General features: G+C 42.6%; 18 protein-coding genes. 8 read left to right on the top strand and 10 right to left on the bottom strand.

The features are described from left to right. Positions 1 to 39: 39 nt before the first annotated feature. The 10 genes from KAH81_00815 to KAH81_00770 all read right to left on the bottom strand — a co-directional run bounded on the left by KAH81_00815 (position 40) and on the right by KAH81_00770 (position 10,263). Positions 40 to 1,359: a M23 family metallopeptidase gene (locus KAH81_00815; protein ID MCK5832191.1), complete on the bottom strand. Its 1,320-nt coding sequence runs from the start codon at positions 1,357 to 1,359 to the stop codon at positions 40 to 42. After that, positions 1,356 to 2,849, bottom strand: coding sequence for an AmmeMemoRadiSam system protein B (amrB, locus tag KAH81_00810; protein ID MCK5832190.1), 1,494 nt, complete (start codon positions 2,847 to 2,849; stop codon positions 1,356 to 1,358). Before amrB ends, KAH81_00815 begins: the two co-directional genes overlap by 4 nt. A gap of 252 nt (positions 2,850 to 3,101) precedes the next feature. Continuing rightward, on the bottom strand, positions 3,102 to 4,220 hold the full coding sequence (locus KAH81_00805; GenBank protein ID MCK5832189.1) for an isocitrate/isopropylmalate dehydrogenase family protein: 1,119 nt from the start codon (positions 4,218 to 4,220) through the stop codon (positions 3,102 to 3,104). A gap of 64 nt (positions 4,221 to 4,284) precedes the next feature. Continuing rightward, the gene (accC, locus tag KAH81_00800; GenBank protein ID MCK5832188.1) at positions 4,285 to 5,631 is read right to left on the bottom strand and encodes an acetyl-CoA carboxylase biotin carboxylase subunit; all 1,347 of its coding nucleotides are present in this window, start codon (positions 5,629 to 5,631) and stop codon (positions 4,285 to 4,287) included. After that, positions 5,624 to 6,817, bottom strand: coding sequence for a type IV pilus twitching motility protein PilT (locus KAH81_00795; GenBank protein ID MCK5832187.1), 1,194 nt, complete (start codon positions 6,815 to 6,817; stop codon positions 5,624 to 5,626). Before KAH81_00795 ends, accC begins: the two co-directional genes overlap by 8 nt. Position 6,818: 1 nt before the next feature. Continuing rightward, positions 6,819 to 7,307 (bottom strand): acetyl-CoA carboxylase biotin carboxyl carrier protein, encoded by a 489-nt coding sequence (gene accB, locus KAH81_00790; protein ID MCK5832186.1) that lies wholly within the window; start codon positions 7,305 to 7,307, stop codon positions 6,819 to 6,821. After that, positions 7,304 to 7,810 carry a 3-isopropylmalate dehydratase gene (locus KAH81_00785; GenBank protein ID MCK5832185.1) on the bottom strand — a complete coding sequence of 169 codons (507 nt, stop codon included), beginning with the start codon at positions 7,808 to 7,810 and terminating at the stop codon, positions 7,304 to 7,306. Before KAH81_00785 ends, accB begins: the two co-directional genes overlap by 4 nt. Next, positions 7,807 to 9,063 (bottom strand): 3-isopropylmalate dehydratase large subunit, encoded by a 1,257-nt coding sequence (locus KAH81_00780; protein MCK5832184.1) that lies wholly within the window; start codon positions 9,061 to 9,063, stop codon positions 7,807 to 7,809. Before KAH81_00780 ends, KAH81_00785 begins: the two co-directional genes overlap by 4 nt. A gap of 13 nt (positions 9,064 to 9,076) precedes the next feature. After that, positions 9,077 to 9,787: a 1-acyl-sn-glycerol-3-phosphate acyltransferase gene (locus KAH81_00775; GenBank protein MCK5832183.1), complete on the bottom strand. Its 711-nt coding sequence runs from the start codon at positions 9,785 to 9,787 to the stop codon at positions 9,077 to 9,079. Then, on the bottom strand, positions 9,784 to 10,263 hold the full coding sequence (locus KAH81_00770) for an HIT domain-containing protein (GenBank protein ID MCK5832182.1): 480 nt from the start codon (positions 10,261 to 10,263) through the stop codon (positions 9,784 to 9,786). The genes KAH81_00775 and KAH81_00770 overlap by 4 nt, the downstream gene beginning before the upstream one ends. A 230-nt stretch (positions 10,264 to 10,493) precedes the next feature. Between KAH81_00770 and rpmA the strand changes: the two genes are divergently transcribed. The 8 genes from rpmA to KAH81_00730 all read left to right on the top strand — a co-directional run bounded on the left by rpmA (position 10,494) and on the right by KAH81_00730 (position 17,307). Then, positions 10,494 to 10,760 carry a 50S ribosomal protein L27 gene (gene rpmA, locus KAH81_00765; GenBank protein MCK5832181.1) on the top strand — a complete coding sequence of 89 codons (267 nt, stop codon included), beginning with the start codon at positions 10,494 to 10,496 and terminating at the stop codon, positions 10,758 to 10,760. Then, complete coding sequence (locus KAH81_00760) at positions 10,761 to 11,432, top strand: hypothetical protein (GenBank protein ID MCK5832180.1); 672 nt, start codon at positions 10,761 to 10,763, stop codon at positions 11,430 to 11,432. Positions 11,433 to 11,462: 30 nt separating this feature from the next. Then, positions 11,463 to 12,308 carry a fumarate hydratase gene (locus tag KAH81_00755; protein ID MCK5832179.1) on the top strand — a complete coding sequence of 282 codons (846 nt, stop codon included), beginning with the start codon at positions 11,463 to 11,465 and terminating at the stop codon, positions 12,306 to 12,308. A gap of 21 nt (positions 12,309 to 12,329) precedes the next feature. Continuing rightward, positions 12,330 to 12,506: a hypothetical protein gene (locus tag KAH81_00750; protein ID MCK5832178.1), complete on the top strand. Its 177-nt coding sequence runs from the start codon at positions 12,330 to 12,332 to the stop codon at positions 12,504 to 12,506. A 133-nt stretch (positions 12,507 to 12,639) separates the two neighbouring features. Then, positions 12,640 to 15,012 (top strand): S49 family peptidase, encoded by a 2,373-nt coding sequence (locus KAH81_00745; GenBank protein ID MCK5832177.1) that lies wholly within the window; start codon positions 12,640 to 12,642, stop codon positions 15,010 to 15,012. 93 nt (positions 15,013 to 15,105) lie between these two features. Continuing rightward, complete coding sequence (locus KAH81_00740) at positions 15,106 to 15,474, top strand: cupin domain-containing protein (GenBank protein ID MCK5832176.1); 369 nt, start codon at positions 15,106 to 15,108, stop codon at positions 15,472 to 15,474. A gap of 15 nt (positions 15,475 to 15,489) precedes the next feature. After that, positions 15,490 to 16,611, top strand: coding sequence for a Na/Pi symporter (locus KAH81_00735; GenBank protein MCK5832175.1), 1,122 nt, complete (start codon positions 15,490 to 15,492; stop codon positions 16,609 to 16,611). Then, complete coding sequence (locus tag KAH81_00730; protein ID MCK5832174.1) at positions 16,612 to 17,307, top strand: hypothetical protein; 696 nt, start codon at positions 16,612 to 16,614, stop codon at positions 17,305 to 17,307. It abuts the gene before it with no gap. The last annotated feature ends 2 nt before the right edge of the window (positions 17,308 to 17,309 follow it).

The raw sequence follows: 17,309 nt of genomic DNA, 5'->3' as shown, positions 1-17,309 counted from the left end.
TTATTAATTAAAACATTATTTGCAAAAAGTCAAGTTTAATCATTGAGTCCTTACAGCGAAATTATTTTCTGTTAGTGCTTCAAGAAGACCAATATAATCCACTGCCTTTTCCTTGAAATCACTTATATACTTATTTTTAACAGGCGGGCCATCGGGGAAGGCATAGCGCAAGGGATTAACAAAATCTCCTCTAACTTTAACCCTGTAATCTAGATGTGGCCCGGTAGAAAGTCCCGTAGTCCCGACATAACCGATAAGTTGTCCTTGTTTCACTCGGACACCCTTTTTTATTCCACCTGCGAATCCCTTAAGGTGACCATACATAGTCACGATGTTACCTTCGTGCTTAATCTGTATAAAATTGCCATAACCACCCTTCCAACCAGCGAAAGTTACCACGCCGGAACCCGAGGCAGAAACTGGCGTTCCAGATGGAGCAGCATAGTCAACACCGAGATGCGGCCGATAGATTTTTAAAATCGGATGAAAACGGCTCTTTGAAAAATAACTCGATATTCGTCTGTAAGTAAGCGGTGTCTTTAAAAGCGCCTTCTTAGTGTTTTTGCCACTCAGTGTATAATATCCCGAGACACTGTCTGGGTCCATGTAATAAATCCCGCCATAACTTGTATCTGAAATCCAATATTCGGCGGCCACAACTCGCCCTACCTTTATAACATCACCATGAAATATATATTCTTCATAAAGAAGCGCAAAGCGCTGGCCATCACGGGTTTCAGTGAGAAAATCAACATTAAAAGAAAGGATATCGGTGAACCTAAGAATAACTTCAGCAGGAATACCTTTATTAACCATGGATTCCCAAAGAGTATTGCTGACTTCACCTTTTGCAGCCTTGATAACATAAGTTAAAGGGATTGTATCCTTAACGCCCAGAAGTGTATCACATTGGCGTTTAATTCTATAATGCTCCCATGGAGAACGCTCCAGTTCGAACTCGACCAGTTTGCCCTCATTATCGGTATCTATGGTATATCTATCTCCGGGCATTATTTTTTTGGGATCGAACACTCCATCGAAAGCGCAATTGATATCATATACTATTCGCGGAGTCATACCTGCATTTGTAAGAGAGATATAAAGTGACTCGTCCCGCTTGATCTCACCACAAAGCCTGCATTTTACATCGAGAGAGGATAACTGAATTTCCGGAGTAATTGGTTTTGCTTGAGTCTCGCCCCCAAGGAAATGGAAAATTGCTACTGTTAAAATACCAATTAGAATAAATAAACCCGGCAACCTGAACCCTTTTAAAAAATCTATAAGCGAGAAACTCCTATTCCGTTTCCTTTCTATCTCCGGTTCCCCCCTAAACCTTCTGGGAATAGGCCTGTTCACCTTTCCTCCTTTACAATCTGGATATCAAAAGACCAAACACTTGTTTCGTTTTGACGCCAACAATTCGACAGCAGGCCAGCATTAATACAAGCTCTACCGAGAATCTCTTCCTTTTTGAGCAATAAATTAAGTTCTCCCGGAAAAACTAGAGCCGAATAACTTCCTTTGCTGATAAAAATCGCGTCTTTATTTGGATCGAAATTAGAGGGAGAATTTATTCTTCGAGCATTAAAGAGCATATGCAAAGTTATATTAAGATCATTTAATTCTTCAAAAGTAATAGGATTGAACCTGGGATCATTAAAAGCTGCCGATTGTGCAGCACTTGAGATTAAATCGTCGATTGGTTGACCGGAAAAAAGAAGGCTACATCCTCCTCTGATTTTGCCTTGATAATCGATTGTAAGATAAATACCATCTGGGTGGACATTATCAGTTGGCTTCTGTTGGGATATTTCGGGTTCTCGAGGAATTGCCAACACATCTTTAATCGCCATTCGTGCTAAATTAAGAAGATATTTCTCCTCGTCGGTGGAAAAACACTCAATCTCGCCTGTAGAAGGTTTTTTATTTCCAATAGCAGCAGTGAGGTAACCAACTGTCGATTGCTGATCTCCGCTTAAAACAGCCGAATTTGCATAGCGTAGTATTTCGATATAATCCGCTTCGTTTTCTTGAGCAATTTGCAAGGTAGCAATGAGAACGGCAGGACTTTCCGCTTGTATCCTACCCTGTTCGAATTCGATGCCCATTTTTTCTAACTCAAACCCTTTTAACCTATCTATAAGAAGTCTATCCATTCCCTCTCCAGAACCAGAATCATAATATTGAGAGAGATTCGACACACCAATAATTAGAGTTCTACTATCGCCCACAATCTCTGAGATCGAATTACCCAATTTAATAGCCTCTTGAGAAGTTTGTCCTCCCAATCCTATCGCAAGCAGTGGTCTTTCACCATAGAGATATTGCAAAAATGGCAATTGGGCCTCTATGGATCCGGGAAGGGGATATTCCGCATCGACTATTTCGAATTTGATGTTGGATTCATCGATTAATCGAGAAGCGAGCACATCATCAGAACGCAATTGTCCCAAGGGCGTGGCTATCTTTGCACCGATATACAAAGTCGGCACTATTGCTGTCGGGTCATATCCGAGAATAATAATTCTATCAAAATTCTTATTTATCAGATTCGAATAGGCAGCACCTAGAATAGGGCCGATATATACATAAGGCGCCTGTGGAGCGATGATGGCCTGAATACTGCTAAATTGGGATTCGGTAGGATAGAGCTTTAGAAAGGCCTCTACCTGAGAATAAAGTTCCGATTGTTGAGTTGGGTATTGATAACCGGCACAACAACAAGGTCGCACATTTTCAAAAGAAAAAGCGACTTTAGCGGGTAGAGTCAAGAGGAATACTGCAACCCCATAACTTACCAGCCTCGACATCCTATGGAAGCGATTATTGGCTCCCCTGCTTTTCATGCGCTCCCTTTGCTTGCTGGTCAAACTAACTAATTAGTCGCAATTATTCTCTACATGCCTCCAAAGTAAATAAAAGTATTAACTTCCAATCTCACAACTTCTGTATAATCTTTTTAATCTATATATTGGCTTTAATTCTGTCAATAAATATTTTTCTTTTTTAAGGAAAGAATCAACGCATCATTTTATAGAGCAAAAAAGGCAAAATTATTTCACCTTTTTTGCTCTATTCTATACTTTAACGGTGTTATATCATAGTTTCGCTGCGATTGCTTCCCCAAGCTCTAAGCTTGAATTTGATCCGCCCATATCATATGTCCTAACCTTGCCATCGGCGACAACTTTTGCAACGGCACTTTCCAAAGCCACAGCCTTATCGCATTCGCCGATATAATCAAGCATCAAGCCGGTTGAAAGTATCATCGCAATGGGATTGACCTTATATAACCCATAATACTTTGGAGCACTTCCATGCGTGGGCTCGAAAAGCGCGTAATGATCGCTCCAACTTCCCGAGCTGGCAAAACCTAAACCTCCAACCAATTGGGCGCAGAGATCACTTACAATGTCTCCAAACATATTGCTAGATACAAGAACGCTATATTCAAGGGGATTCTTCAGTAACCACATGCACATAGCATCGACATTGGTCTCCCAAAGTTCTATCCCGGGGAATTCACTGGCTACTTTACGCGCTTCGCGAACCATTAATCCCGAGGTTTCGCGGATTACATTCGGTTTTTCAACGACAGTAACTGTCTTATACCCCTTTGTTTTTGCAAACTCGAACGCTGAACGCACTATTCTCTCGCATCCACGCCGAGAGAAAACCCTGCATGAGATCGCTATATCATCCCCATCGATTCCCTCGAATTTTTTCAGATTTTTATTGTGTTCGATCATTTTGGCTCTTAGATCATCCGTTAAAGGATGATACTCAACACCTGAATAAAGCCCCTCGGTGTTCTCCCTAAAAACATGTAAATCGATGCCCTCTCGGTAAATAAGTGGATTATTCTTATATGCCTTACAGGGACGATAGTTCACATATAGATCGAGCAACTGTCGTAATTGAACTATAGGTGAACGATAGACCAATCCTTTGCCCCTCAGTTCCGGGACAAGTTCCTCCTCACACTCTTCCTTAGGCTTGCTCGTAATCGCTCCGAAAAGGCAGGCATCGGTTCTTTTTAGAAGCTCGATAGTCCTTTCGGGTAGTGCATCCCCCTCGGTGCGCCAGAATTCCCAACCAATATCTCCCCATTCATAATCGACATCGGGTTTTAATTGATCGAGAACAATAAAAGTGGCTTCCATGACATCGTTACCTACACCGTCACCGGGTAAAACAGCTATTTTTTTCTTCGGCATGATGATCTCCTTTAGATTAGAATCGATTCGGTGTAACATAATCAATTTTTATTAAAAAAGCTTATCACAAATTATTCGAAAAGCGTTCGATAAAAGCTGTATTATAATCGCCTGCGATAAAATTTGGATCGTTTATGACCTTTTTATGAAATGGAATAGTGGTCGGAATTCCCTCGATAATAAATTCATCCAGCGCGCGGTTCATTCGGGCAAGTGCCTCGGCACGATCACGACCACGACAAATAAGTTTGGCTATCATGGAATCGTAATACGGCGTAATAACATATTCAGCATAAGCATGTGTATCGACGCGAACACCGGGCCCTCCCGGTGGATGAAAAGCAGTTATCTTCCCAGGCCTTGGTGCAAAACCTTTCGAGGGATCCTCGGCATTGATACGGCATTCTATTGCGTGTCCTGAAAGCGAAATATCATCTTGAGACCTCGATAATCCCAATCCGTTAGCTATTCTTATTTGCTCTTTCACCAGATCCATATCTACAACGCTTTCAGTCACTGGATGCTCGACTTGAATCCTCGTGTTCATCTCCAGAAAATAAAAATCGCCGCTCACATCGAGAAGGAATTCGATAGTGCCAGCTCCCTCATATTTTATCACAGAAGCACCTCGCGCGGCAGTCTCGCCTATCATCTTTCTAGTGATTTCATCAACTGCAGGTGAAGGCGATTCTTCTATAAGTTTTTGATGCCTTCTTTGAATCGAACAATCCCTCTCACCCAGATAGATAACTTTTCCTTTACCGTCGCCGAGAAGCTGCACTTCTATATGTCTCGGATTCTCTACATATCGTTCGAGATAAACACCAGAATTTCCAAAGGCATTCTCTGCCTCGAGTTTTGCTATGGAAAAGCTCCCTTTGAGCTCATCCTGTTTGCGGACTATCCTCATCCCTTTACCACCACCACCATATGCAGCCTTGATCATAATGGGATAGGATATCTCTTCGGCAACGGCCAAAGCCCTATCGTAACTTTCCACTAATCCTTTAGAACCGGGTATAGTCGGTATGCCTACTTCATCCATTATCTCTTTTGCCTTCACTTTATCACCCATCTGACGAATCATATTCGCAGTTGGCCCGATGAATTTTATACCATGGGCGAAGCATTTCTCCGCGAAATCCGCATTCTCTGCTAAAAATCCATATCCTGGATGTATAGCATCGGAATTGCTTATAATTGCAGCAGATAGAATCCTCCTCGAATCGAGATAACTCTCGAAGGGTTTAGGAGCACCTATGCAGATTGATTCATTTGAAAGCAATACAGGAAGACTAAACCTATCAGCCGTCGAATACACAGCTACCGTCGGAATATCGAGTTCGCGACAGGCCCGAATCACACGCAGGGCAATCTCTCCCCTGTTTGCGACAAGAACTTTCTTAAGCATCTGAGGACTTATCCCCCCTACTCTTTTTCGATTTCTTAATCGAGTTTTCATTCTCCTCGTGGGATACATCACTCTGTGTAGCGGCAAACTCGGCCCAACCGCGGTCGGAACCCGAGAGAACACCATCCACGCGAAGCTTGAAATCATCTGGGTTAGTGGAGTTTTCGAGAGCAAGTTCAAGTGAAATCGCACCATTCTGGTAAAACCACATCAGGGACTGGTCATAACTCTGCATACCATATTGACTGGCACCCTCAGATATTAAATCTCTAATCGAAGTCGTTTTAGATGAATCGACAATACACTCTCGAACCGCACCTGTGCCTATTAATATCTCTACTGCAGGAACACGCCCGGGTTTATCACTTCTTGGAACAAGCCGTTGGGAGATAACTGCTTGTAAAGTGCTCGAAAGCAGATGTCGAATCTCCTGGTGCTGATGTGGCGGAAAAAATGACAATATTCGATATATTGTTTGTAAGCTATCCAAAGTGTGAAGTGTGCTCATTACCAAATGCCCTGTATCCGCCGCCGAAAGGGCAATTGACATAGTATCTGCATCGCGAATCTCGCCAACCAAAATAACATCTGGATCCTGTCGAAGAGCTTGCCTCAATCCCATAGCAAAAGACCTGCAATCGCCTCCTATCTCTCGCTGAGCAATGATAGACCTTCTATTTGTATGAACATATTCGATAGGGTCTTCGATAGTGAGAATATTGACACCTTTATTCCTGTTAACAAAATCTATCATAGAGGCAAGAGTAGTCGATTTACCAGAACCGGTAACACCTGTAACTAATAATAATCCACGAGGTTGCGTAGATAGCTTTTTCAAAATATTTGGAAGATTTAACTCGTTGAAATCTGGGACTTGAGCGCTAACAAGCCTGAAGGCTATTCCCGGAGTTCCACGTTCGCGATAGATATTGACACGAAAACGCTCGCCGGTAGGAACATTTAAACCCATGTCAAGTTCCCATTCCTCATCGAAGCGTTGCCTTTGCTTCTCAGTCAAAATATGGTGAATGAGATTCTCCATATCCTCTTTGGAAAGAAACTCCCTAAGTGCAGGAACAAGCTTACCGTGAATACGATATATTGGCGGCATGTTGACCCTAAGGTGCAAATCCGAAACTTCTTTCGAGGGCATTTGGGAAAGTAGTTTTATTACATCGATTGACATATTACTTCTGGGTGTTAATTATAAACATTACTTGACCAAATTCGACAGGGTGATTGTTTTCAACCAATATCTTCTCCACTACACCAGAAACCTCGGATTGAATCTCATTCATCAACTTCATGGCCTCTACAATGCAAACAACCTGATTAGCGCTAATCGACTCGCCCTCTTCTACATAAGGCGGTGAATCTGGCGATAGTGCTCGGTAGAAAGTGCCAACAATCGGAGAAACGATTTCGATCTGGTTATCATTGAGCTCCCTTTCGAGACTTTCGCTTTCCGAAGACTTTGCTGAGGTGGTGTCCTTAAATGAAGAACCAACCATATCTATTGTATTCGGCGAGCGAACATCACAACTATCAGAGTTGGCAAGAGAACCTTTTCGAACGCGAATTCCCTTACCTCCGAACTGTTTGACTTCGATCTCTAATTGGTCCAGTGGACTTTCCTCGATCATCTTGAGTATCTCTTTGACCTTGTTTGTGTTCACCTATCTCCCCTCGTTGTCTCAAGTTTCAAACGAGTATACGGTATCAAACCGCCTGCTTCCAGGATACCGATAACATCTTCGGAGGGCTTTGGAAAGCGAAAAACTTCTCCATTAACCTCGATAGTTCCATTATCAATATCGATCTTGATCCTATCATAGTTTACAATTTTACTCTGGATTTCGCTATTTGTCAATGCAAATAAACCGCTATTAAGGCAATTTCTATAAAATATCCTAGCAAAACTCGGGGCGATTATCGCCCTGCAACCAGCAGCATGTATAGCAATTGCTGCTTGTTCTCTACTCGACCCACAACCGAAGTTCTTTCCTGATACTATAATATCTCCTACTTCGCATCGCCCCCTGAATGTCGGGTCTAGATCTTCGAGGGCGTGCTCGGCCATCTGCTCGGGTGTAAAAGGCTCGTATGTGTATTTTCCCGGAAAGATGACATCAGTGTTAACATCGTCGCCATATTTAAAAACCTTTCCTTCGATGATCATAGAAACTCCCTTGGGTCTGTTATTCTACCGGTAATCGCCGAAGCCGCTGCGGTGAAAGGGCTAGCAAGATATATCTCTGAATCACGACAACCCATTCTGCCTTTAAAATTTCTGTTTGCTGTGGAAAGTGTAACCTCACCAGGCGCCATTACACCTTCATGTGCACCAAGGCATGGACCACAACCGGGATTCATTATAGTGGCACCGGCCTCAGCCAATGAGGCAAATGTGCCATCTGAAGCCGCTGATATATATACCTCTCTGCTCGCTGGAAAAACCAACATTCGAACACCACGCGCAACCTTTCTTCCTCCGAGAATCTTTCGTGCAGCGTGAAGATCGTCGAGCCTGCCATTTGTGCATGTTCCTATAAGCACCTGATCAAGAACAATATCCTCTGCGTTTTTCGCCAAATCCACATTATCCACTGTGTGTGGACGAGCAATCATAGGCTCGACATCTTCCAAAGCGAAATTAAATTCGCGCTCATAGATAGCATCGTCATCTGGAAGTACGGGCTTCAACTCTCGTTTCGCCCTACCCTCGAGCCAATGAAGCACCTCATCATCCGGATGACATATACCCGCTTTAGCTCCCATCTCCGCTGCCATATTCGACAGGACAAACCTGCCCGATATCCCCAGCGATTTAAGCCCTGGTCCAGCGAATTCAATGGATTTATAAATCCCGCCATCGGCGCCGATTTTACCTATAATATGAAGGGCTAAATCCTTCGGCGACACAAATTCGTGAAATTCTTCAGAAAGACGAATAATAAAGCTCTCGGGAACTCTTAACCATAGTTCACCCGTAGCCCATAAAACTGCTACTTCGCTCCTGCCTATCCCAGCAGCAAATGCTCCAAATGCTCCATGCGATGTTGTATGGCTATCCGCTCCAAGAATAAGCGCTCCCGGTGTCGAAAAACCCTCCTCCGGTAGAACTTGATGACATATTCCGCGTCCAATATCGAAAAAGTGGCTTATCCCCTGTTTATTTACAAACTCCCGAATCTTTTTATGATTTGTAGCATAAATTTCCGTAGCGGCTGGAGTGACATGATCTAATACTATTACTATTTTATCAGGGATTTTGACCTTCTCTACACCCAGTTTCTTGAAATGACCGATTATCGCAGCGCTATTATCGTGAGAAAGCACTACATCGGGTCTCGAAGTTACAATCTGTCCCGACATAACGGACTCAATACCAGCGTTCTTAGCTAAAATTTTCTCAGCGATGGTCTTGCCCATCTCTTCTCCCCCATTAATTCGTGTTTCTTGTATAAAAATCGGTTATTTTTTCCAAAACTGCAGACGAATCTGCTCGTATCTCATCGCATGTAATGGGATCGCCGATGTAAACAACAATTTTGCTTGGTTTTGGCCACATCATACCTCTTGCCAGCAAATCTCTCGAACCTTCAATTCTTATTGGTATAGCAGGAACTTCCGCCCACTGAGCTATTTTAAGAGAACCAGCTTTCAGCTCACCAACAGAGCCATCGCGCGAGCGCGTGCCCTCTGGGAAAATAATAAAAGAACGACCTGCTTTTATTTTGGAGACTATCTCTCGAATGTTTCTAATTTCCTTTCGTGTGCTCTTCTGCTCAATAAGCACACCTCCCGAGGCCTTTATTGCTGGTGATAAAGCCAGTCCCTTACGCGCAACATAGATACCGGAGGGCAAAACAAATCCTGAGATTATTGGTATATCAAAAAAACTCGCGTGATTCGAATACATCACAACTGCCTTCCCATGGGGAATCTTCTTTTTTCCCACCACTCGAACGGATGATAGCGCGGAATATACCGCAAACCTGCCCCAAAGCAAATGGACAATTCTGCTCACAACGAGCAACACACTTTTTCCAAATAAGCCTGCAATTTTAAATGAAATATAAGCAAAAATCGAACCAAAAAAAAGGAACGGAGCACAAATAGTGAAAAAAATCGATGCGGCAATTCGCTTAATCATTCAAAAGAGGATTTGAGTTTATCGTAGGTTTCGAGTAGGTGTTCACTAATAACCTTAGTTTCTCCCAAAACTGGCATAAAATTCGTATCTCCAAGCCATCGAGGGACTATGTGGATATGAACATGGTCTATCATACCCGCTCCAGCGACAGCCCCAAGATTGATACCAATATTGAATCCCTGAGCACAAATCACTTCCCTCAGCGCCCGAACAGATTCATTCACTAACTCCATAGTCCCGGTTAATTCGGCAGGGCTTAAATCGTCCAAGTCGCCAGTATGTTTGATTGGCACAGCCATTAAGTGACCATTTGTGTAAGGATAGCGGTTCATTAAAAGAAAAGCATGCTTACGCCTTGCAAGAACAAGATTAGCTCTGTCTTCGAGCGATGCAAAAGCATCACACAAAAAACAACCGGTTTTATCACCGGAACTCTCGATATATTCCATTCGCCAGGGTGCCCAAATTTTTTCCATTTTAACTCCAATTTTTAATATTGAAATATAAAAAATCAATTTACTATGTCAATCCAAATCAATTAAAGCATGGTCGTTAATAACTACAATATGTTCCTCATACTATTTATGAAAACCGATACCATTTCCTCAATATATAAGAATAAATTTAAAAAAACTGCTTGCCATATAGTAATAAATGAATAAACTAATGATATTTCTGAGTTTAAGAGAAGTAGATGGAGGACAATATGGCTCATAAGAAAGGTGTAGGGAGTTCTCGCAATGGAAGGGACTCTCAAGGTCAAAGGCTTGGCGTTAAGGTTTTTTCTGGCGAGAGAATCAACGCGGGAAGTATAATAGTCCGCCAACACGGGACTAAATTCCATCCCGGTGAAAACTGCGGAATGGGCAGAGATTTCACGCTTTTTAGTTTGATCGATGGAATGGTTAGATTTGGCAAAAATCGTTACGGCAAAAAAGCAGTAAATATAGATACAATCGACAAAGTAGATTAGTTGCCCGGTAAAATTGGAATACTATTCTCTGGTCTAGGTTACGAAACCGGAACGCAGATTCACGAGGTCACATTGATTTACCGCGAGCTTGAAAAGCTCGGTGGGTTGGTTGTAAATCTTATCCCAAAAGACCTTGTCCCTACTGCGGGACGTGGTAAATATACTCCTATTCGCGATATACTTGCCGAATGCTCGCCAATACTTCGTGGAGATATTGCTTCAGTTGCTGAAATCGACCCTCAAGATCTAGATGGGCTCATTGTGCCGGGTGGGCGCGGACCCATAACATTGCTTTCTGACATTGAAGATGCAGGCGCAGATGCCCGTGTGGTAAGGACTGTGCAAGACCTTATCGTCGGAATGCACGTTAGAGGAAAACCCATTGGGAGTATGGGTTACGGTGGTGCACTTGTTATGATAGCCCTCAAAAGATCTGCTGAAGAACCAATTATTGTCATGGGTGAAGATGCCAGCCTTACAGGTATTTTATCGCCGCTTGGCATTGCACCTGTCAAAGTAGGGCCTCAGGAGGTCGTTTTCGATCAAGAAAATCTACTTTTTTCTGTCTCTGGAATTGCGCCAGATTGCTCCCTTTCTAAAGGAGCAGACGGTGTGGAAAAGCTAACAAGCGCTTTTCTAGAATTTTGCCAAAAGAAAAAAAAGAAAAAGTAATTTTTCCTTTTCAATATATTGGAGGAAATTATGCGCTCGATTCATGCCTCTAAGGTTGTTGAAGCCGTCGAGCGTTTATGTATTTCTGTTTGCGCAAATCTTCCATGTGATGTTCTTAAGCGAATCGAAGACTGCTATAATCACGAAGACAATCCTATCGCAATTTGGACTCTCGAACAGATAATCCAAAATGCCCAACTTGCATCTGTTGAAAATTCCCCCCTTTGTCAGGACACCGGTTTTTCTGTTTTTTTTGTTAAGCTTGGGAGAGAAGTCGAAATTGCAGACGGAGATATATATTCTGCAATTGCAGAGGGGGTATCCAAAGGGCATCTTAATGGTTATCTGAGAAAATCAATTGTCAGAGACCCATTAGACCGCGCATCGAATACCGGCGATAACACACCGCCAATAATTTGGCTTGAGATTGTCGAAGGTAATAGAATCGAAATTATATATGCTCCTAAGGGTGGCGGAAGTGAGAATATGAGCCGAATCGCCATGCTTAAACCCGCCGACGGTATCGATGGCGTGAGGAAATTCGTTTTACATTCTGTTATCCAAGCCGGAGGGAATCCATGTCCACCTGTAATTGTTGGAGTCGGAATCGGTGGCACATTTGAAAAATGCGCTTTTCTCGCAAAAAAAGCCCTCCTCAGAGATATAGGACAAAGAAACAAAAATCCGTTTTACGCTGATTTAGAAAATACTTTATTGTCTGAAATAAACGAAACCGGAGTGGGGCCTATGGGTATGGGAGGAAAAACCACCGCACTCGATGTTTTCATAGAAGTCTATCCATGCCATATTGCTTCTCTTCCAGTAGCGGTAAATCTCAATTGTCATTGCGCAAGACATGGGAAAATCGTAATTTAGAGTGGTGATAATTCTGTATATTTGCACAAGGAATTTAGCAAAAAATCAAATTATGGAGATTCTATACGAGCTAATGACAAAGGCTTTTTCGAGATGTATCCTTCATGGCTCAAACGCTTTATCGAAATGAACGATAACGATTTTGCTATTGCCTTTTATGCATATGCTCGATATCATGTTTTCCCGATGAAAGGATGAAGAAACACTGAGCCTGCGACAATCCCACCGATTGTGCAGATAAAAGAGAAGATATCTTGGAGAATTCCAGAAAATCATAAATAAAACCGATATTTTGATAGTGGAATTAGTTAAACAATAATAAGGAGTGAGAATGAATAGACCGTTTAACCGCGCGCTTATACTTTTAGCACTAGCGGGATTTTGTGTGGCGCAGGGCGTTTATTGGGGAACAGCCGCAATTGACGACCCCATGGGAATGCATACTAATCCCGGATATCTTGGCCTCGACCATGGCGCCGAATCAGCGATATTCGGGAGTTTTTCTAGTGACTCTAGTTCTGCTTTAAACATAGAGAACACACACGGTATTCTTTTCAACTTGAATGGCCTCGGTGGCGGATACGAAAATATAGTAGGCATGAAACGTTGGACGCTAGGAGCAGGCCTAGGTGAACGCACATTCGGATTGGGCTATCTACGCACATGGACATCATCCGACGCATGGGGCGAAGGTTGGCGTAACGGATGGATATTTGGTGCTATTGTTCGTCCGTGGGATTTTGTCTCTGCGGGTTGGACCTATGAAAACACTCAGGCAATGAAAGGCCATAGGCTTGGTTTGGCATTGCGACCAAAAACATGGCGCGTTACCATCTTTGGCGATATGCTTAAACAGAACAATGTCGATTGGGAAGACCTGGGGTGGGGTGTCGGTGGAGAGCTTCACCTTCTGGACGGCATTCGCTTTTTCGGTAGATATGACTATCTGGGTGAAGACATTCTTGGCGAGACTGTAGATGAAATATCCGCTGGAATCCGAATAGATAACCCATTCGGCGGCGTTGGAGCTGTGGCCTCCAGCGGAATCGACGATGAATGGTCAGAATACACTATATATTCCTTAGCAAGTTCCAAACGCTTGCCTAGTCTTTTTAAGCTACCCAGTTATCCTCTTCGTCTGGATCTAAACGGCGAATACGCCGAAAAGGCGCAGTCAGGAATTTTTAAAGGCAAGAAAAAGACCTTCGCTAACCTTCTAAGGACTATACAGCGCGCCTCCGAAGATGACCAGATATCGGCGCTTATTATTCGTTATAAATCCCCTAGTTTCGATTTCGCTCAGGCTGAGGAGTTGAGGAATATATTCGAAGAATTTAAAGCTAATGGCAAAGAGATATATATCTATGCGGACAATCTTGGTAACCTGTCTTATTATCTCGCTAGTGTAGCTAATTTCATCGCTGTTCCACCATCTGGAAACGGCATAGGCATTCTAGGTCTTCGCGCCGAGATGAAGTTTTTCAAGGGGACATTTGAAAAGATAGGTGTCGAACCTGATTTCGTTAATATTGGCGAATACAAGTCCGCTATGGAGATGTTTACCAGAAGTGAACCTTCAGAATATGCCGCACAAAACATAAACGAGCTTCTAGATTCTTACAACAAGGAATTCCTCTCTGGCATAGCCGAAAGTCGCGGAATTACAATTGAAAAAGCGAAAGAGCTTGTCGATAATGGGCCATATAACGACCTAGAATCAGACTCGCTAGGCCTCATCGATTCGCTTATGTATTTCGACCAGTTTGAGAAATTTATCAAGAAAGAAAAAGACCTCAAACCACAACCATTCGGCATTTTCGCTATGCAAGAATATCGCAAAATGGAGTGGGGTGAACCCGATCGAATAGCTGTTATAGTTATAGAAGGTAATATTATTAAAGGAAAAGGTGGGTCCGGTGGACTTCTTGGAGGATCCAATGTTGGAGAAACGGAAATTATCGCGGCAGTCAATGCTGCAAAGAAGAATAGATCTGTAAAAGGCATTTTACTACGCGTAAATTCCGGAGGAGGAAGCGCGCTAGCTAGCGACCTTATGGCGCATGCCCTCACCGATGCCGCAGAGAAAAAACCTCTTGTCGTAAGCATGGGTAATGCAGCCGCTAGTGGTGGCTACCTCGTTTCCATGCCAGCAAAGAAAATATTTGCCGACAATGTTACAATAACAGGCTCAATAGGAGTCATTTCCGGGAAATTCGCTTTAGGCGGGCTTTACGATAAAATCGGAATATCGACAACAACATTCGAACGAGGCCAAAATTCAGGCATCTATTCCTCAACAGATACATTCTCGACTCAACAACGCGAACGCATCCAAAGTGGTTCGCTTAGATTCTACGACATATTCAAGGATTGGGTCGCAGATAGCCGTGAAATTCCTGTCGATAGCGTAGATGTTCTCGGTCGAGGACGCGTGTGGACAGGCGAACGTGCCCACGAGGTAGGACTTGTGGATTCCTTGGGTGGTTTCCTCGATGCACTGGATTACATTGTTCAAGAATCCGGCGCAGATGAAAAAAACCTCGAACTGTGGTTCCTTCCGGGAACCAGCTCTATGGTCGATAATATGTTCGATAGCATGGTCAAACAAATGCCCGTTCTGAATGAATTGAAAAAAGCACCAATCTTTCCGTTCGAAGATTACGAAGCGCTCTATCTTATGCCATATGTCATTGAAGTAAAATAATAAGCTGGCGCGGGAGAAGAATTGGTGTCGAGGTGAGGATTCGTGCGTCCGAAGGGCGTAGCACGAATCGTGACAGCCTTCAGAGGAGTGTAAATGTTCGTTATAAATAGAAACGATATCGAGGCTTTTATCACTAAAGATAAAAGTGAAATTAGGGAGATAATGTCTCCAGCTAATAGCAACATTGAACGCCAATCGCTAGCCGAAGCCATCGTATATCCAGGCGATTCAACTATAATCCATATTCACAAAACCTCGGAGGAAATATATTATATTCTCGAGGGCAAAGGGTTGATGGAGATAAATAACGAACAACAACCAGTAAAAAAAGGTGATGCTATAGCCAACCTCCCGGGCGTGCCGCATAGGATTAAAAACACCAGCAATACACCACTGGTCTTCCTTTGTATGTGCACTCCGAGATATACTCATGAAGACACTGTCCTGCTCGAAAAAAAATAACCCGAAAGGGCTAAATTGGACGTAAAATTAAAAGAGAAATTAATTACGACATCGAAGGTTGTCGGATTATTTGTCTTTTTATATTTATTTCTAGTAAGTATCGAGATGATGTCATGCTCATTCAAGATGTTCGGGAGTGATTTTGCCTCGAGACTATTCACTTTAACCTCCAATCCACTTATCGGTTTATTTATTGGGATATTGGCAACTAGCCTTGTGCAGAGTTCCTCATGCACAACCTCTGTTGTAGTGGGCATGGTGGCAGCTGGAGTTGTGCCAATTCGGGGAGCTATCCCAATAATAATGGGGGCAAACATAGGAACCACAGTCACAAACTCGCTTGTTTCCCTAGCCCATATAACCAGACCGACCGAGTTTAGAAGAGCATTTTCCGGCGCAATAATCCATGATGTGTTTAATATGCTTTCGGTTTTAATCTTTTTGCCACTCGAAAGTTTCACTCATTACCTCGAAAAATCAGCTATTTTTCTATCCGGAATATTTTGCGGTGTTGGCGGTTTTAAAATTGCTAGTCCCCTGAAAGTGTTAGTTTCTCCTCTGGCTGAATTTATTCTATCTTTAATCGCAGGTTCCATATCCAATGCAAAACTAGCAGGTATTTTAGGCCTTGTCTTAGCTTTTGCATTCCTTTTCGTTGCTTTAACTCAACTAGTTAAAGCAATGAAATCTCTCGTTATTGGCAAGATAGAACGTTTACTGCATAACTATCTATTTGCCAAACCTCTAAGAAGCCTTGTTATCGGTATGTTACTTACAGCAATAATTCAGTCGAGCTCGGTGGTTACATCCCTAGCGGTGCCCCTGGTAGGGGCCGGCATATTGTCTTTAGAGCAGGTTTTCCCATATACAATCGGTTCCAATATCGGAACAACAATTACAGCTCTTCTTGCCGCGCTTGTCACACAAAGCCCTGTCGCCATCGCTACATCCTTTGTCCATCTTCTTTTTAACCTCTCAGGAATGGCTATTTGGTATCCTCTTCGTAAAATACCAATTTCTTTGGCGAAGTTTATAGCCAGTTATGTAACGAAGAAAAGGGGTTTTGCACTTATATATATCTGCCTATTATTTTACGGAATACCATTACTTTTAATATTCCTAACGAAAGGATTTTAAATGTTTAAGCAACTTTTATCTCTCTGGAACAATGATGACCTTTTACGGCAGGCCTTTAAGGAAACATCTGAAATGCTACAAATAGCAAAGGAGTTTTTCACAAGAGCCGCTGCCCCACTTTTCCTTGGAGAATCAGCTGATAAAAATATGATATATGAAACTGATAAACTCATTAATAAATACGAGATCGACACAAGAAAAAAAGTTCTGGAACACCTTTCGATCTCAAGAAAACAAGATACAACAGCAGCATTAGTTCTTACGACTATTGCCGTCGATATCGAGCGACTAGGTGATTATTCAAAAAACTTTTTCGAGTTATGGGGACTCTATGGCCGTCAGTTTTCTTTTGCGCCGATCATAGACCAACTTCGCACGGTTAACAGCAATGTTGACAAAATGTTCGATAAAACTCTAGAAGCATTCGAAATTGCAGATTCAAATACCGCACATGAGGTGATGGCTATCCATCAAATTAACTCAAAACTATGCGAAAATATTATCGCTGAAATGATACAAGAAGAGGAACTCGATCTGACGCTAACATGTAATCAACGTGTTCTTGTCGCTCTAGCCGCTAGGTATCTGAAGAGAATAAGCGCACACCTCAAGAACATAGCATCTTCAGTAGTCAATCCTTTCGATAGAATTGGCTACAAACCTTCTGAAAATAGCCAAATGCCTCACAATATATAAAA

The organism is bacterium (assembly GCA_023145965.1).
Classification (GTDB): Bacteria; UBP14; UBA6098; order UBA6098; family UBA6098; genus UBA6098.
Note: the sequence above shows the minus strand (reverse complement) of the source record. Positions and strands in the feature narration are given on the sequence as shown.

What these genes read in the sequence shown, in the direction of transcription:
- KAH81_00805 (MCK5832189.1), bottom strand. Translation starts at nt 4,220, where the DNA reads ATGCCGAAGAAAAAAATAGCTGTTTTACCCGGTGACGGTGTAGGTAAC.
- KAH81_00795 (MCK5832187.1), bottom strand. Translation starts at nt 6,817, where the DNA reads ATGTCAATCGATGTAATAAAACTACTTTCCCAAATGCCCTCGAAAGAA.
- KAH81_00785 (MCK5832185.1), bottom strand. Translation starts at nt 7,810, where the DNA reads ATGATCATCGAAGGAAAGGTTTTTAAATATGGCGACGATGTTAACACT.
- KAH81_00730 (MCK5832174.1), top strand. Translation starts at nt 16,612, where the DNA reads ATGTTTAAGCAACTTTTATCTCTCTGGAACAATGATGACCTTTTACGG.
- amrB (MCK5832190.1), bottom strand. Translation starts at nt 2,849, where the DNA reads ATGAAAAGCAGGGGAGCCAATAATCGCTTCCATAGGATGTCGAGGCTG.
- accC (MCK5832188.1), bottom strand. Translation starts at nt 5,631, where the DNA reads ATGCTTAAGAAAGTTCTTGTCGCAAACAGGGGAGAGATTGCCCTGCGT.
- KAH81_00770 (MCK5832182.1), bottom strand. Translation starts at nt 10,263, where the DNA reads ATGGAAAAAATTTGGGCACCCTGGCGAATGGAATATATCGAGAGTTCC.
- KAH81_00780 (MCK5832184.1), bottom strand. Translation starts at nt 9,063, where the DNA reads ATGGGCAAGACCATCGCTGAGAAAATTTTAGCTAAGAACGCTGGTATT.
- KAH81_00775 (MCK5832183.1), bottom strand. Translation starts at nt 9,787, where the DNA reads ATGATTAAGCGAATTGCCGCATCGATTTTTTTCACTATTTGTGCTCCG.
- KAH81_00740 (MCK5832176.1), top strand. Translation starts at nt 15,106, where the DNA reads ATGTTCGTTATAAATAGAAACGATATCGAGGCTTTTATCACTAAAGAT.
- KAH81_00755 (MCK5832179.1), top strand. Translation starts at nt 11,463, where the DNA reads ATGCGCTCGATTCATGCCTCTAAGGTTGTTGAAGCCGTCGAGCGTTTA.
- rpmA (MCK5832181.1), top strand. Translation starts at nt 10,494, where the DNA reads ATGGCTCATAAGAAAGGTGTAGGGAGTTCTCGCAATGGAAGGGACTCT.
- KAH81_00745 (MCK5832177.1), top strand. Translation starts at nt 12,640, where the DNA reads ATGAATAGACCGTTTAACCGCGCGCTTATACTTTTAGCACTAGCGGGA.